This window comes from Streptomyces sp. bgisy130 (genome assembly GCF_057708345.1).
In genome coordinates, this window is sequence record NZ_JBYISA010000012.1 from 186307 (window position 1) to 201937 (window position 15631).

Annotated in this window: 10 protein-coding genes and 1 pseudogene; 9 read left to right on the top strand and 2 right to left on the bottom strand. The window is 72.1% G+C overall.

Annotated features, from left to right (window positions below; genetic code table 11):
* Positions 1-210: 210 nt before the first annotated feature.
* Positions 211-1299, top strand: coding sequence for a branched-chain amino acid aminotransferase (locus tag AC3EUV_RS18620; RefSeq protein ID WP_432142049.1), 1089 nt, complete (start codon positions 211-213; stop codon positions 1297-1299).
* Between the two features lie 47 nt (positions 1300-1346).
* Here AC3EUV_RS18620 and AC3EUV_RS18625 read toward each other — a convergent pair.
* Positions 1347-2777: pseudogene (locus tag AC3EUV_RS18625) on the bottom strand (cytosine permease); the annotation flags it as partial.
* Between the two features lie 245 nt (positions 2778-3022).
* Here AC3EUV_RS18625 and ureA point away from each other — a divergent pair.
* The 7 genes from ureA to cimA all read left to right on the top strand — a co-directional run bounded on the left by ureA (position 3023) and on the right by cimA (position 12187).
* Positions 3023-3727, top strand: a complete 705-nt coding sequence (gene ureA, locus AC3EUV_RS18630; RefSeq protein ID WP_432142051.1) for an urease subunit gamma — start codon at positions 3023-3025, stop codon at positions 3725-3727.
* A complete protein-coding gene (locus AC3EUV_RS18635) occupies positions 3724-5436 on the top strand; it encodes an urease subunit alpha (protein WP_435603382.1) in 1713 nt (570 codons plus the stop codon). The genes ureA and AC3EUV_RS18635 overlap by 4 nt, the downstream gene beginning before the upstream one ends.
* Positions 5437-5510: 74 nt before the next feature.
* Positions 5511-6551 (top strand): agmatine deiminase family protein, encoded by a 1041-nt coding sequence (locus tag AC3EUV_RS18640; RefSeq protein WP_435603383.1) that lies wholly within the window; start codon positions 5511-5513, stop codon positions 6549-6551.
* 35 nt (positions 6552-6586) lie between these two features.
* Complete coding sequence (locus tag AC3EUV_RS18645) at positions 6587-7204, top strand: TetR/AcrR family transcriptional regulator (protein ID WP_432142054.1); 618 nt, start codon at positions 6587-6589, stop codon at positions 7202-7204.
* A gap of 197 nt (positions 7205-7401) precedes the next feature.
* A complete protein-coding gene (locus tag AC3EUV_RS18650; RefSeq protein ID WP_435603384.1) occupies positions 7402-8733 on the top strand; it encodes an MFS transporter in 1332 nt (443 codons plus the stop codon).
* Between the two features lie 94 nt (positions 8734-8827).
* Positions 8828-10261, top strand: a complete 1434-nt coding sequence (locus AC3EUV_RS18655; RefSeq protein ID WP_435603385.1) for a S28 family serine protease — start codon at positions 8828-8830, stop codon at positions 10259-10261.
* A 282-nt stretch (positions 10262-10543) separates the two neighbouring features.
* Positions 10544-12187, top strand: coding sequence for a citramalate synthase (gene cimA, locus AC3EUV_RS18660; protein WP_435603386.1), 1644 nt, complete (start codon positions 10544-10546; stop codon positions 12185-12187).
* Between the two features lie 89 nt (positions 12188-12276).
* On the opposite strand, the gene AC3EUV_RS18665 is transcribed toward cimA, so the two are convergent.
* Positions 12277-12912, bottom strand: a complete 636-nt coding sequence (locus AC3EUV_RS18665) for a YceI family protein (protein WP_435603387.1) — start codon at positions 12910-12912, stop codon at positions 12277-12279.
* 241 nt (positions 12913-13153) lie between these two features.
* On the opposite strand from AC3EUV_RS18665, the gene AC3EUV_RS18670 reads away from it, so the two are divergent.
* On the top strand, positions 13154-15595 hold the full coding sequence (locus AC3EUV_RS18670; protein WP_435603388.1) for a polysaccharide lyase 8 family protein: 2442 nt from the start codon (positions 13154-13156) through the stop codon (positions 15593-15595).
* The last annotated feature ends 36 nt before the right edge of the window (positions 15596-15631 follow it).

A 15631-nucleotide genomic window follows, 5' to 3' on the forward strand; every position in this document is an offset into this window, starting at 1 on the left:
GTGGCATCCTTGCCCGCGAGGAAACTCGGACGTCCCAGTAACGACCGGTACGTTCAAGGGCCCTCGTAGGCGCGGCAGCCACCGCACCGGTGCCGCAAGGTGGGGGACCGAACCCCTTACCCCCGGCCGGAGGGCTGGGCCGGTGATGCTCCCCAGCACACGCTGGGAGGTACCCCCCGGTATCGCACACGCAGTGAAGGACATGCATCCATGACGACGCCCACGATCGAGCTCAAGCCCTCCTCGCACCCGCTGTCCGACGCGGAGCGGGAGCAGATCCTGGCCGCCCCCGGCTTCGGCCGCCACTTCACCGATCACATGGTGACGATCAAGTGGACAGAGGGCCGCGGCTGGCACGACGGACAGCTCGTGCCCTACGGGCCGCTCTCCCTCGACCCGGCGACCAATGTCCTGCACTACGCCCAGGAGATCTTCGAGGGCCTCAAGGCGTACCGCCGGCCCGACGGCTCCGTCGCCACCTTCCGTCCGGACGCCAACGCCCGGCGCTTCCAGGCCTCCGCGCGCCGGCTGGCGATGCCCGAGCTGCCCGTCGAGACCTTCATCGAAGCCTGTGACCTGCTCGTCCAGCAGGACAAGGACTGGGTGCCCGCGCACGGCGGCGAGGAGTCGCTCTACCTGCGCCCGTTCATGATCGCGACCGAGGTCGGCCTGGGCGTGAAGCCCGCCAACGAGTACCTCTTCGTCGTCATCGCCTCGCCCGCCGGTGCGTACTTCGCCGGCGGCGTCAAGCCGGTCTCCATCTGGCTGTCCGAGAACCGGGTGCGGGCCGTCCCCGGCGGTATGGGTGACGCCAAGACCGGCGGCAACTACGCCGCGTCGCTGCTCGCCCAGGCCGAGGCCGCGGCGCAGGGCTGTGACCAGGTCGCCTACCTCGACGCCGTGGAGCACAAGTGGGTCGAGGAGCTCGGCGGGATGAACCTGTACTTCGTCTACGGCGACAAGATCGTCACTCCGACCCTGACCGGCTCGCTGCTCGCCGGGGTCACCCGTGACTCCCTGCTGTCCGTCGCCCGCGACCTGGGCTACGCGGCGGAGGAGGCCCGGGTCTCCATCGACCAGTGGAAGACCGACACCGCGAACGGCACCCTCACCGAGGTCTTCGCCTGCGGCACGGCCGCCGTGATCACCCCGGTCGGCACGGTCAAGAGCGCGGGCGGCGAGTGGACCCAGTCCGACGGTGAGCCCGGCAAGGTCACGCTGAAGCTGCGCGAGGCGCTCCTCGACATCCAGCGCGGGGTGGCCGAGGACAAGCACGGCTGGATGCACGAGCTGGGCTGAGCCCGCCACCGAGCCGCCCGGACCCGGCCGACCTCCGCGGGGGTCTCCGTCGCCGGGGCCGGGGGAGTGGCCGCCCGGGCGCGCGGCGCCGCGACCGGGCGCGGGTCCCGGACGGTGAGCGCCAGGTACGCGATCCCGCCCACGGCCGCCGCGAGCAGGAAGCTGAGGTCGATGCCGCCGGTCAGGGGGAGCAGCGGCCCCTGGTAGAGCGGGGTGTCCACGCCCGTCAGGCCGACCACGGAGCCCAGCGCCCAGGCCAGCGTCGCCCGGACGTGCCAGCCGGCCCGGTACCAGTACACGCCGCCGCGGGTGCCGCGGTTGTAGACCTGGAGCGACTCCGGGTCGTAGGCACCGCGGCAGCGGATGAAGCCGATCACGGTGATCACCGCCCAGGGCGTCCCGACGGCGGTCATCAGCAGCACGAACGAGGTCATCGCGTCCTGCGCCGCCCACAGGAAGTGGCCGGCGTAGACCAGCGTGGTCGCGAGCGCGGCGACGACATAGGTGGCCTGGGTGCGGGTCGCGCGCGGCAGGATCGCGTCCAGGTCGAGGCCCATGCTGTAGAGCATCAGACCGGAGTTGCCGACCGAGCCGGCCGAGGCGTTGAGCAGCAGCAGCGCCAGGTACCAGAACGGCGCGCCGGCCACCAGCGGGCCCGCGTAGTCCGCGCCCGCCCCGACCGCGAGCGCGGTGAACGTACCGAAGAGCTGCGGCACCAGGAGGCCGATCACCAGGCCCAGACAGGTGGCGCCGAAGACCTTCCGGCCGCTGTGCCGGCGCGGGGAGATGTAGCGGCTGTAGTCACCGAGCAGCGTGATGAAGGCGATCGGGCCGCTCAGGCCCGCGGAGACGGCGGCCAGCAGCCAGGTCTGCCAGAAGCCGCCGAGCAGGTAGGAGCTGCCGGGCGGTGCGGCGGTGGTGAAGGTGTCCGCGTAGGCGGCGATGCCGATGGCCAGCAGGACGGTCAGTCCGATGGCGAGCACCTTGCTCAGCCGGAGCAGCACCCGGTAGCCGTAGACCGCGCCGACGGCGGTGGCGCCCGCCAGCAGGGCGTAGACCAGGGCGTAGGTGGTGCCGCTCGACGGCAGCCCGGTCAGCCGGTGCAGCGCGCCCACCACCGCGTCGCCGCCGACCCACAGGGTCAGTGCGGTGTAGCCCAGCGACAGCAGCAGGCCGATGACCGAGCCGATCAGCCGGCCGCGCACCCCGAAGTGGGCACCGCTGCTGGTGGACAGGTTGGTGGCGCTGCGCAGCGAGACCAGGGCGAGCGGGGCGGTCAGCAGGGTGCCGACGAGGGTGCCCGCCACCAGGGAGGTCACCGAGGGCCAGAAGCCGAGCCCGAAGGAGACCGGGAGCCAGCCGAAGATCACCACACCCAGGGCGAGGTTCGACCCGAGCAGGATCGAGATCAGGTCGCGAGGGCCGCTGGTGCGTTCCTCGTCCGGGATGGTGTCGACTCCGCGTTGTTCGATCGGCATGAGGGCTCCCCTGAGAGGCCGGACAACAGTGTGCGAGCAGCGCTGCGGGCGGTGCTCCGTGCTGGGGGCGGTGCGCGTGAGGCGCGCTGCCCGCGCTGCGAGCTCATTTAGAGCGGCGTTCCATCACGCCGAATTGTTAGAGCAGCGCTCAATGTGACGCATGCGTGTGTCCTCGGTCAATGCTTTCCCATTGACGATTTTCGTGGTTAGAGTGTTGCTCTAATCGAGCGGGAGGTGTGGACGGGATGCGGTTGACCCCGACGGAACGCGACCGGCTGCTGCTGTTCGGCGCGGCCGAGCTGGCGCGGACGCGCCGGGCCCGTGGGCTGAAGCTGAATGTGCCCGAGGCGACCGCGTTGATCGCGGACACAGTCTGCGAGGCGGCGCGGGACGGGCGCCGCCTCGCTCAGGCCATCGAGGCGGCCCGCGGTGTGCTCGGCCCGGACGATGTGCTGCCGGGCGTGGCCGACATCGTCACCGAGGTGCATGTGGAGGCCGTCTTCGACGACGGCTCCCGGCTCGCGGTGGTCAGCGACCCGATCGGCGCCCGCCCGCCGGCCGGCCGGAGCGACGAGGCCCCCGCGCCCGGCGCGGTGCTTCCCGGCCCGGCCGGCCCGGAGCCCGCGCCCGCCGTGGTGCTGACCGTGCGCAACACCGCGACGGTGCCCATCAGCGTCACCTCGCACTTCCACTTCTTCGAGGCCAACCCCCGGCTGGCCTTCGACCGGGCCGCCGCGTACGGCATGCGGTTGTGCGTCCCGGCCGGCTCGTCGGTGCGGTTCGACCCCGGCGGCGCCGAGGAGGTCGGTCTGGTCCCGGTCGGCGGCGACCGGATCGCGATCGGCTTCGCCGGTCTCGTCGACGGCCCATTGGACGCGCCGGGCGCCAAGACGGAAGCGCTGCGGCGGGCCGCCGCCTGCGGCTACCTGGGAGCGGAGGAACAGGCATGACCGGCAGCATCGATCCCCACGAGTACGCGTCGGTGCACGGTCCGCGGGCCGGTGACCGGGTCGTCCTCGGTGACTCGGGACTGGTCGTCCGGGTCGAGTCCGACGCCCAGAAGCCCGGCGACGAGTTCCTGGCCGGCTTCGGCAAGACCGCCCGCGACGGGCTGCACCTCAAGGCCGCCGCGGTCCGCGATACCTGCGACGTGGTGATCAGCAACGTCCTCGTCATCGACGCGGTCCAGGGCATCCGCAAGGTATCCATCGGCATCCGCGAGGGCCGGATCCACGCGATAGGGCGGGCCGGCAACCCCGACACCCTCGACGGGGTCGATGTCGTCGTCGGCACGGGCACCTCGATCGTCTCCGGCGAAGGCATGATCGCCACCGCGGGCGCCGTCGACACCCATGTCCATCTGCTCTCGCCGCGCGTCATGGAAGCCTCGCTGGCCTCCGGCGTGACCACGATCATCGGCCAGGAATTCGGACCGGTCTGGGGCGTCGGCGTCAACTCCCCCTGGGCGCTGGGGCACGCCTTCAGTGCCTTCGACGCCTGGCCGGTCAACATCGGCTTCCTCGGCCGTGGTTCCTCCTCGGGCGAGGCCCCGCTGGTCGAGGCGCTCGCCGAGGGCGGCGCCTGCGGCTTCAAGGTGCACGAGGACATGGGCGCCCATGCCCGCGCCCTGGACACCGCGCTGCGGGTCGCCGAGGAGCACGACGTCCAAGTGGCGCTGCACAGCGACGGCCTCAACGAGTGCCTCACCGTCGAGGACACCCTGCGCGTCCTGGACGGCCGGACCATCCACGCCTTCCATATCGAGGGCTGCGGCGGCGGCCATGTCCCCAACGTCCTCAAGATGGCCGGAGTCCCCAACGTCATCGGCTCCTCCACCAACCCCACCCTCCCCTTCGGGCGGGACGCGGTCGCCGAGCACTACGGGATGATCGTCTCGGTGCACGATCTGAAGACGGATCTGCCCGGCGACGCCGCCATGGCCCGCGACCGCATCCGCGCCGGGACGATGGGCGCCGAGGACGTGCTGCACGACCTCGGGGTGATCGGCATCACCTCCTCCGACGCACAGGGCATGGGCCGCGCGGGCGAGACCGTCCGGCGCACCTTCGCGATGGCCGGCAAGATGAAGGCCGAGCTGGGGCCCCTCCTTCCCCGGAACGGGGAGTCCGGCGACGGCGACCACGACGACAACGCCCGCGTCCTGCGCTACATCGCCAAACTCACCATCAACCCCGCCATCGCGCACGGTCTCTCGCACGAGATCGGGTCGATCGAGGTCGGCAAGATGGCCGATGTCGTGCTGTGGAAGCCGCAGTACTTCGGCGCCAAGCCGCAGCTGGTGCTGAAGTCCGGATTCCCCGCCTACGGCGTCACCGGTGACCCGAACGCCGCCACCGACACCTGCGAACCCCTGGTGCTCGGCCCGCAGTTCGGGGCGTACGGCGCGACACCCGCCGAGATCTCGGTCGCCTTCGTCGCGGCCGCCGCGGTCGAGCAGGGCGGCGACCACCTGCCCACCCGCCGCCGCCGGGTCGCCGTCCGCGACACCCGGGGCATCGGCCCCGGCGACCTCGTCCACAACTCCCGGGTCGGACAGGTCCAGGTCGACGGGCGCAGCGGACTGGTCACCCTCGACGGCGACCCGATGCGCTCCGAGCCGGCCGACACCGTCTCGCTGTCCCGGCTGTACTTCCTGTGAACCGCACCGCCGCCGCACCCCACCGCCGGCGCCCATCCGCCGGCACCACCCCCACAGACCCTGAGGACCCCCGCATGAACACCCCTGTCGCCGACGGCTTCCGTATGCCCCCGGAGTGGGCCCGGCACGAGCGCACCTGGATGGCCTGGCCCGGCCCCGGCTTCACCTTCGGCGAGGAGGGCGGCGAGACGCTCGCCGGGGCCCGCCGTGCCTGGGCGGCCGTCGCCCGTGCGGTCCGCCGCTTCGAGCCGGTCACCGTCGTCGCCGGAACCGGCCGGTCGGCGGGCGCCCGCGCACTGCTCGGTACGGACATCGAGATCGTCGAGCGCCCGCTCAACGACGCCTGGATGCGCGACATCGGCCCCACCTTCCTCACCGACGGCGCGGGCCGACTGGCCGCCGCCGACTGGGTGTTCAACGGCTGGGGCGCCCAGGAATGGGCCTGCTGGGACCTCGACGAGAAGATTGCCGAGCAGGTCTGCGCGCTGGCCGGCGCCCGCCGCTACGCCACCTCCCTGGTCAACGAGGGCGGCGGCCTCCACATCGACGGTGAGGGCACCGTGCTGCTCACCGAGACCGTCCAGCTCGACCCGGGCCGCAATCCCGGCCGTACGCAGGAGGAGGTCGAGGCCGAGATCCACGCCCACCTCGGCACCACCAAGGCGATCTGGCTGCCGCGCGGTCTGGCCGCCGACTACGGGCAGTTCGGCACCCGCGGCCATGTCGACATCGTCGCCGCCTTCGCCCGCCCCGGCACCGTCCTCGTGCACACCCAGCCCGACCCCGACCACCCCGACCACGCCATCTGCCAGGAGATCGGGAAGCTGCTGCGCGCCTCCACCGATGCCCGGGGCCGGCAGCTGGAGGTCATCGAGGTGCCCGCGCCGACCGTCATCGAGGAGGACGGTGAGCTGGTCGACTACTCCTACATCAACCACTACCTCTGCAACGACGGCGTGGTGCTGTGCGGCTTCGACGATCCGCGCGACGAGGAAGCGGCCGGGATCTTCCGCCGGCTCTTCCCCGGCCGGACGGTGACCCTCGTCGACGCCCGTACGATCTTCGCAGCGGGTGGCGGTATCCACTGCATCACCCAGCAGCAGCCGAAGGTCTGATCCGCAGACCTGCCCCAGCCGACCCGGAGGTCCCCGTGCCCGGTCCCGCGCGCCGCCCCAGGCGCCGGCTCAACCAGCCCCGCGAGCAGGTCCTGGCCGCGGCGATGGCGACCATCGCCGCCGAGGGCCTGGACCGGCTGACCATGGCCGGACTGGGCCGCGAGGTCGGCATGAGCAGCGGCCACATCCTCTACTACTTCGGTACGAAGGACGAGCTGCTGCTCCAGACCCTCCAGTGGAGCGAGGAGCAGCTCGGCGCCGAGCGCCGGGCCGCCCTCTCCCGCCGCGTCCCGGCCCGGGAACGGCTGGACGCCCTGGTCGACCTCTACCTCCCCGAAGGCCACCGCGACCCGCGGTGGACGCTGTGGCTGGAGGTGTGGAACCGCTCCCAGAACGCCGACGACGAGGCCCGCGAACGCCAGCTGGAACTGGAACTGGCCTGGCACCGCGACCTGGTGGCCCTGCTCGTCGAGGGCATCTCGAAGGGCGAGTTCCGCCCCGTCGACCCCGAACGCTTCGCCACCCGCACCCGCGCCCTCCTCGACGGCTTCGGCTCCCAGCTCGTCGTCGGCCTCCCGGGTACCGAGCGGGAGGAAGTGGGGGACCACGTACGGGAGTTCCTGGACGAATCGCTGTCCGTCCCCCGGGACTGACCGCAGCTTCTCGCGCCCGGCCCGGGCCGCACCCCGGCGGCGGGGTCGGTGGCGACGCTATGCCGTAGGGGGGAGGCGTGCTGCGGCTGTGCCACGGGCCGGCGTCCGCGCCGGTGACCACAAGGCACGTAAGTACCTCCGATCGTTGCCGCTCGCGCCCTTGTCGCGGGCCCCCGGGTCCGCGACCGTAACCGGCTATGGGACGAGAGCAATGGAAGAAGATCTGGGTCGGCTCGGCCGGCAACATGGTCGAGTGGTTCGACTGGTTCGTGTACGCCAGTTTCGCGGTCTACTTCGCGGATTCGTTCTTCCCCAAGGGGAATGACACCGCGAACCTCATGAACACCATGGGGATCTTCGCGGTGGGCTTCTTCATGCGCCCGGTGGGCGGATGGGTGCTCGGCCGGGTCGGCGACCGCAAGGGCCGCAAGGCCGCACTCACACTGACGGTCACCCTGATGTCCGCCTCGGCGGTCCTGATCGCCGTCGCGCCCACCTACGGGGTCGCGGGCTACGGCGGAGTCGCCGTGCTGCTCATCGCGCGGATGCTCCAGGGACTCTCGGTCGGCGGGGAGTACGCGGCCAGCGCGACCTACCTCACCGAGGCCTCCGCGCCCGGCCGCCGCGGCTTCGCCTCCAGCTTCCAGTACGTCTCGATGACCGCGGGCCAGCTGCTCGGCCTCGGCCTCCAGATCGTGCTGCAGCGCACCCTGTCCGAGGACGCCCTGCACAGCTGGGCCTGGCGGATCCCGTTCATCATCGGTGCGCTGGGCGCCGCCATCGTCTTCTATCTGCGCCGCAACATGCTGGAGACCGAGGTGTACGCCGGGGACGACAGCGCCCACGCCGACCCGGCCCGCGGCACCCTCAAGGCGCTGCTGGCCCACAAGCGCGAGGCGTTCCTGGTCATCGCGCTCACCATGGGCGGCACGGTCGCGTATTACACGTACACGACCTATCTCACCAAGTACCTCTCGGGCAGCGCCGGTCTGCCCAAGCCGACCGCCTCCCTGGTCAGCTTCTGCGCCCTGTTCATCTTCATGTGCATCCAGCCGCTCGCCGGAAAGCTGTCCGACCGGATCGGCCGCCGTCCGCTGCTGATCACCTTCGCGGTCGGCTCGACGTTCCTGACCGTGCCGATCATGACGCTGCTCCAGCACGCCGGCAGCTTCTGGCCCGCCCTCGGGCTCTCGCTGCTCGCCCTGGTCGTCGTCACCGGCTACACCTCGATCAACGCCTGTGTGAAGGCCGAACTGTTCCCGACCGGCATCCGTGCGCTGGGGGTGGCCCTGCCGTACGCCATCGCCAACGCGCTGTTCGGCGGTACCGCGGAGTATGTCGCCCTGTGGTTCAAGGAAGGCGGCATCGAGTCCGGCTACTACTGGTACGTCGCCGGCTGCGCCGCGGTCTCGCTGATCGTCTACATCACCATGCGCGAGACCCGGTCCATCGATCTGCACCGGGTCGGCAAGCAGGACGAGGGCACGGGAGCCGAACGGGCGCGGGTGGGGGAGCCGGCCGCCGACTGAGGACCGCCCGTCCTGGCCGGAACCGGCCTTCGCCGCCCGCGGCAGGGCCGGTTCCGGGATAGGCGCGTGGGGCACCGGCTGGTTGGCTGGGGGCATGAAGATCACCAGACAGTTATGCCTGCCGCTGCTGCTCACCGGCCTGCTGGCCTCGGCCGTCGCGGCCCCGGCCACGGCGACGGCCCGGACCGGCGGGGCCCACCCGGCCACGGCGCCGCCGGCCACGGTGCGCCCGGCCGCCTCCCGCCCCGCCGCCGACGACATCAGGGAAAGGCTCGCGGCCGTGCCCGGGATGCGGGTGGTCAAGGAGAACCCCGCCCCGGCCGGCTACCGCTCCTTCGCGCTGACCTACCGCCAGCCCGTCGACCACCGGCACCCCGGGAGGGGCAGCTTCGAGCAGCGGCTGTCGCTGCTCCACCGGTCCACCGCCCGGCCGATGGTGCTCTACACCAACGGCTACGACCTCAACTACCAGGCTCCCGCGTACCGTTCCGAGCCGACCGAGATCCTGGACGGCAACCAGATCGGCGTCGAGCAGCGGTACTTCGGCACCTCCCGCCCCCGACCCACCGACTGGTCGAAACTCGACATCTGGCAGGCGGCGACCGATCACCACCGGCTGATCCGGGCCCTCAAGACGCTCTACCGTGCCGCCTGGATCTCCACCGGCGGCAGCAAGGGCGGCATGGCCACCGTCTACCACCGGCGCTTCTACCCGCACGATGTGGCCGGCTCCGTCGCGTACTCGGCGCCCAACAACACCGACGACCGGGACGACACCGCCGAGGACCGCTTCCTGGCGCGGGTCGGCTCGCCCGCCTGCCGGAGCGCGCTCACGGCGGTGCAGCGCGCGGTGCTGGGGCCCCGGCGCGCGGAGATGGCGGGCCGCCTCGCACGCTGGGCCGCGAGCCAGGGCGACACCTTCCACACCATCGGCAGCGCCGACCGCGCCCTGGAGCTCACCGCGCTGGGGTTGCCCATGCGCTTCTGGATGCAGAAGGAAGAAGCGGACGACTGCGGCGCGATCCCCGGGCCCTCCGCCGCCGGCGACGAGCTGTACACCTGGTTCGCCGGGGTGACCAGCCTCCAGGGCTTCACCGACCGCCACATGGCCCCCGTCACCGCGTCCTTCTACCAGTTGGGCACCCAGCTCGGCTATGTGTCGCTCGCGGCCCCGCAACTCGCCGGACTGCTGCGCTACCCCGGAATCCAGGAGATGCGCACCTATGTGCCGCGCAGCATTCCGCTGCGCTTCGAGCCGGACGCCATGCCCGACATCGACCGCTGGGTACGGCACCACGGCAGCGAGCTGCTCTTCGTGTACGGCGAGATGGATCCCACCCGGGCCGAGCCCTTCCGTACGGGCAAGGGCAGCCGGGACGCGCACATCTACCTGGCCCCCCGCACCAACCACCTCGCGCGCATCGAGAAGCTGGCGCCCCGGGACCGGGCACGGGCCACCGCCGCGCTCCTGCGCTGGGCGGGCGTGCCCGGCCGGACCACACAGCAGGATGGCCCGCCCGCATCGTGAGACGTTCCGCTGTGTCACCCGGGGTTGTGGCACACTGCGGACCGTGCTCTCGTTCGCCATGATTATTGGCAGCAGGCGCGCCGGTCCGCAGTGACCGCCCCGTACGAACCGAGTACGGCGCGGCCACCGTCGTCCCAGACCCGCGCGCAGACCTCTCGCACCCGCGAGAGGTTTTTTCGTTTCCGGCCCACATCTCACCGGAGGCGGAGCGCGAGGGAACATGGAGGGGCGGTGGAACCGGTTATTCCGGTAGACCGAGATCCCGACAGGAGCCAGACCAGCATGACGGACGCACCCGACTCCCACTCGTCCACCCCCGCCGACATGGTGTCCGACGACTTCCACGTCTTCGACACCACGCTCCGCGACGGCGCGCAGCGCGAGGGCATCAATCTCACGGTCGCCGACAAGCTGACCATCGCCCGGCATCTCGAAGAGTTCGGGGTCGGCTTCATCGAGGGGGGCTGGCCCGGCGCCAATCCGAGGGACACCGAGTTCTTCCAGCGGGCCCGCGCGGAGATCGACTTCCGGCACGCCCAGCTGGTCGCGTTCGGCGCCACCCGCAAGGCCGGGGTCCGCGTCGAGGACGATCCGCAGGTCGCCGCGCTGCTGGAGTCCGGTGCCCCGGTCATCACGCTGGTCGCCAAGTCCCATGTCGGGCATGTGGAACTGGCGCTGCGCACCACCCCCGAGGAGAACCTCGCGATGGTGCGGGACACCGTCCGGTACCTGCGCGACCAGGGCCGCCGGGTCTTCCTCGACTGTGAGCACTTCTTCGACGGCTATGCCCTGGACGCCGTCTACGCCAAGCAGGTCGTTCGCACCGCGAGCGAGGCCGGCGCCGATGTCGTGGTGCTCTGCGACACCAACGGCGGGATGCTCCCGGCGCAGATCACCGCCGTCGTCCGGACCGTCCTCGCGGACACCGGGGCGCGGCTGGGCATCCACGCCCAGGACGACACCGGCTGTGCCGTCGCCAACACCCTGGCCGCGGTGGACGCGGGCGCCACCCACGTCCAGTGCACCGCCAACGGCTACGGCGAGCGGGTCGGCAACTCCAATCTCTTCCCGGTCGTCGCCGCCCTGGAGCTCAAGTACGGGCGCCGGGTGCTGCCCGAGGGCAAGCTCGCCGAGACCACCCGGATCTCACACGCCATCGCCGAGGTCGTCAACCTCACCCCCTCCACCCACCAGCCCTATGTCGGTGTCTCCGCCTTCGCCCACAAGGCCGGACTGCACGCCTCCGCCATCAAGGTCGACCCGGATCTCTACCAGCACATCGATCCGGCGCTGGTCGGCAACAGCATGCGGATGCTGGTCTCCGACATGGCCGGCCGGGCGTCCATCGAGCTCAAGGGCAAGGAGCTGGGCATCGATCTGAGCGGCGACCGTGAACTGGTCGGCCGGGTCGTCGAGCGGGTCAAGGAGCGGGAGCTGGCGGGCTATACGTACGAGGCCGCCGACGCGTCCTTCGAGCTGCTGCTGCGCGATGAGCTCCAGCGGGCCGAGGGCGGCCGGCCGCGTAGCTACTTCACGGTGGAGTCCTGGCGGGCGATCGTCGAGGACCGCCCGGACGGTACGCACGCCAACGAGGCGACCGTGAAGCTGTGGGCCAAGGGGGAGCGGATCGTCGCCACCGCCGAGGGCAACGGCCCGGTCAACGCGCTCGACCGGGCGCTGCGGGTGGGGCTGGAGCGGATCTATCCGCAGCTGGCCCACATGGAGCTGGTGGACTACAAGGTCCGCATCCTGGAGGGCGCCCTGGGCACCGGCTCGATCACCCGGGTCCTGGTCTCCACCAGCGACGGCCGGGGCGAGTGGTCCACGGTCGGGGTCGCGGAGAACGTGATCGCCGCGTCCTGGCAGGCGCTGGACGATGCCTATGCGTACGGGCTGCTGCGGGCCGGGGTCGAGCCGCAGGAGTGACCGCCGCGGCCACGCCGCGACCGCGGCCCCGCACGGCCCTCGGGGGAGAGGCCGGCGCGGGGCCGCGGTCGTGGGGCGGAGCGGCGGGCTCAGGCTTCCGGGGCCGCCTTGACGGCCGAGATGTCGAAGGTGAGCTTGACCTTGTCGCTGACCATGACGCCGCCGGTCTCCAGCGCGGCGTTCCAGGTCAGGCCCCAGTCGGAGCGCAGGATCTCGGCGCTGCCCTCGAAGCCGACCCGCTCGGCGCCGTAGACATCGGTGGCCGCGCCGTGGAACTCCAGGTCGATGGTGAGCGGCTTGGTGACGTCCCGGAGGGTCAGATCGCCGGTGAGGCGGTAGCGGTCACCGCCCACGCGCTCGGCGGCGGTGCTGCGGAAGGTCATCAGCGGGAAGGTCTCGGCGTCGAAGAAGTCGGCGCTGCGCAGATGGCCGTCGCGGTCCGCGATCCCGGTGTCGATGCTGGCGATCGTGACGTCGAGGGAGGCGGTGGAGCGGGCCGGCTCGGACCCGTCGAGGTGCAGCGAGCCCTCGTACACACCGAAGGCGCCGCGGACGTTGGTGACCATGGCGTGCCGGACGGTGAAGCCGATGGTGCTGTGGGCCGGGTCGATGGTGTAGTCGCCGGTCAGTGCCGCGAGTCCGGGGTCCGCGTCGAGGACGGCAGCGGTGGCGGCGGGGGCGTTGCCGGCGGTGTCGGCGGTGTGCTTGCGGTTGAACAGAGCCATGGCTCCTCCTCAAAGACGGTGCGCTCGGTCTGCGCGAAGTTTTGTTTAAGCTTCAATGAGATTCACGGTAACCCTATCTGGTTCAACATTCAACCTCTTGGTCCGAACGGGCTCCGCCGGCCGGGTGGCGGTCGGCGTTCCGGCGCGGTCATTGCCGCGCGCCGACGGCCCGTGCTAGACCATCGGGAACTCCCAAGTGCGCAGCGCCACCCCTCAGTTGACGCCCTGGAGAGGACCGACCGTGTCGCCAGTCCCCGCCCTGCCCGTCTGGTCACGCCGAGGATTTCTCGCCCTCTCCACCGTAGGCGCGCTCGGCCTCGCGGCCGCCCCCGTGCACGCCGCCCCCGGGCCGGCCGCCCCGGCCGACGAGTTCACCGCCCTCCGCCGCCGCTGGTGCGAGCTCACCCTGGGCACCGGCTTCGACCCCACCGCCCCGCCCTACGCCGCCGCCCTCCAGGAGACCGGCGCCCTCGCGAGCACCTTCCAGGCGCGCATGCGCCCGGCCGCCGGCTCCCTCTGGCCCGACTGCCGCTACGACCCGCCCTCCGGCATCACCCAGAGCTACAGCCGGCTGCACACCATGGCCCATGCCTACGCCCAGCCCGGCACCGGCCGCACCGGCGACCCCGCCCTGGCCCAGGCCCTCGTCACCGGCCTCGGCCACCTCGAAGCCACCGTCTACCGCACCGACACCACCCGCTACGGAAACTGGTGGGAGTGGCAGATCGGCAGCCCCCGACTCCTCCTCGACACCCTCGCGATCCTCGACGAGCGGCTGCCCGACGGCGGCGGCCTCCCCGACGACCTGCGCACCCGCGCTCTGGCCGCCGTCGACCACTTCGTGCCCGACACCCTGCTCGGCGACTACACCGGGACCAGCACCGGCGCCAACCGCGTCGACCTGTGCCGGGTGGTCGCGCTGCGCGGCGTCCTCGGCCGGGCCCCCGACAAGATCGCGCTGGCCCGCGACGCCCTCTCCCCGGTCTTCCCATACGTCACCGAGGGCGACGGGCTCTACGCCGACGGCTCCTTCGTCCAGCACACCTGGGTCGCCTACTCCGGCACCTACGGCTATGTCCTGCTGGACGGCCTCGGCCGGCTGTTCGCACTGCTCGGCGGCTCGTCCTGGCAGCTCACCGACCCGGCCCGGCAGATCATCTTCGACAGCGTCGAGCGGGCCTGGGCCCCGCTGCTCCACAACGGCCTGATGATGGACATGGTCAACGGCCGCGCCATCAGCCGCGGTTACCTCCGCAGCGACGAACGGCACATCCTGCGCAGCGACCACTACCACGGCCATGCGCTGATCGCCGCCGTCGCGCTGCTCGCCCGCAGCGCGAGCGCCGCCGAGCGGGACCGCTGGCACGCCATGATCAAGGGCTGGATCGCCCGCGACCGCACGCTGCCGGTCCTCACCGACCGGCAGTACCCCGTCGCCGACCTCGCCCGGCTCGGCGAGATCGCCCGCAGCCCGGCGGCCCCCGCCCCCGAACCCGTCGGCCACCGGCTGTTCCCCGCCATGGACCGCGCCGTGCACCGCCGCCCCGGCTGGGCCGCCGGGCTGGCCATGGCCTCCGACCGGATCGCGTACTACGAGAACGGCAACGGGGAGAACCCGCGCGGCTGGCACACCGGTGCCGGCATGCTCGCCTGGTGGGGCGCGGATTTCGGCGGTGACCAGTACACGGACGCCTTCTGGCCCACCGTCGACCCCTACCGGCTCCCCGGCACGACCGTGTCCACCAAGCGGCTGGCCGACAACGAAGGCGGCGGCTGGGGCGAGCCCAAGCCCGCCGCGCGCTGGGTCGGCGGCACCACCGACGGCACCTTCGCCGCCATCGGCCAGGACCTGCGCGGCCTCGCCTCCACCCTCACCGCCCGGAAATCCTGGTTCGCGCTCGCGGACTGCCTCGTCTGCCTGGGCGCCGGCATCACCGCCCGCGACGGGGTGCCCGCCGAGACCATCGTCGACAACCGCTGCCTGGGGGAGTCCGGCACCGCGACGCTCACCGTCGACGGCGTCCCGCAGCCCGGCACCCTCGGGGAGACCACCGCCTTCCGCCGCGCCCACTGGGCCCACCTCGCCGGCCACGGCGGCTATGTCTTCCCCGGCGGCGCCCCCCTCACCGCGCTGCGCGAGGCCCGCACCGGCTCCTGGCACGACATCAACAGCACCTCCTCCACCGAGCCGTTCACCCGCCGCTATCTCACCCTCTGGCACGACCACGGCACCGACCCCACCGACGCCTGCTACGCCTACCTCCTGATGCCGGGCGCCACCCCCCGCACGCTCGCCGCCCGGGCCGCCGACCGGCGCTGGCTGACCGTGCTCGCCAATGACGCGGGGCGGCAGGCGATCGCCGTCGACCCGCTCGGCGTAACCGCCGGCAATTTCTGGCGGGCGGGCCGCGCGGGGCCGCTCGCCGCCGACGGCCCGGCGAGCGTGCTGGTACGGGAGCGGCGGCGCGGGTGGCCGGCGGGCCGCGGCGGCACCGCGCGGCTGTGCGTCGCCGCCCCCGAGCGCACCGGCGATACGCTGGAGATCACCTGGTCACGGCCGGTGCGCGAGGTGCTCGCCCATGACCCGGCGATCGCGGTGCTGGCCACCGGGCGGGCCCTGCGACTGCGCGTGACCCCCGGCACGAGCTGCGCCACCCACACCTGCACCGTGCGGCTGGGCTGACCGAAACCGGCCCGCCCGACCAGCCGGTCACCACAA

Excerpts from the sequence above, each read along its gene's own strand:
- cimA (WP_435603386.1), top strand. The coding sequence starts at position 10,544 with ATGACGGACGCACCCGACTCCCACTCGTCCACCCCCGCCGACATGGTG.
- AC3EUV_RS18650 (WP_435603384.1), top strand. The coding sequence starts at position 7,402 with ATGGGACGAGAGCAATGGAAGAAGATCTGGGTCGGCTCGGCCGGCAAC.
- AC3EUV_RS18665 (WP_435603387.1), bottom strand. The coding sequence starts at position 12,912 with ATGGCTCTGTTCAACCGCAAGCACACCGCCGACACCGCCGGCAACGCC.
- AC3EUV_RS18640 (WP_435603383.1), top strand. The coding sequence starts at position 5,511 with ATGAACACCCCTGTCGCCGACGGCTTCCGTATGCCCCCGGAGTGGGCC.
- AC3EUV_RS18620 (WP_432142049.1), top strand. The coding sequence starts at position 211 with ATGACGACGCCCACGATCGAGCTCAAGCCCTCCTCGCACCCGCTGTCC.
- AC3EUV_RS18635 (WP_435603382.1), top strand. The coding sequence starts at position 3,724 with ATGACCGGCAGCATCGATCCCCACGAGTACGCGTCGGTGCACGGTCCG.
- ureA (WP_432142051.1), top strand. The coding sequence starts at position 3,023 with ATGCGGTTGACCCCGACGGAACGCGACCGGCTGCTGCTGTTCGGCGCG.
- AC3EUV_RS18655 (WP_435603385.1), top strand. The coding sequence starts at position 8,828 with ATGAAGATCACCAGACAGTTATGCCTGCCGCTGCTGCTCACCGGCCTG.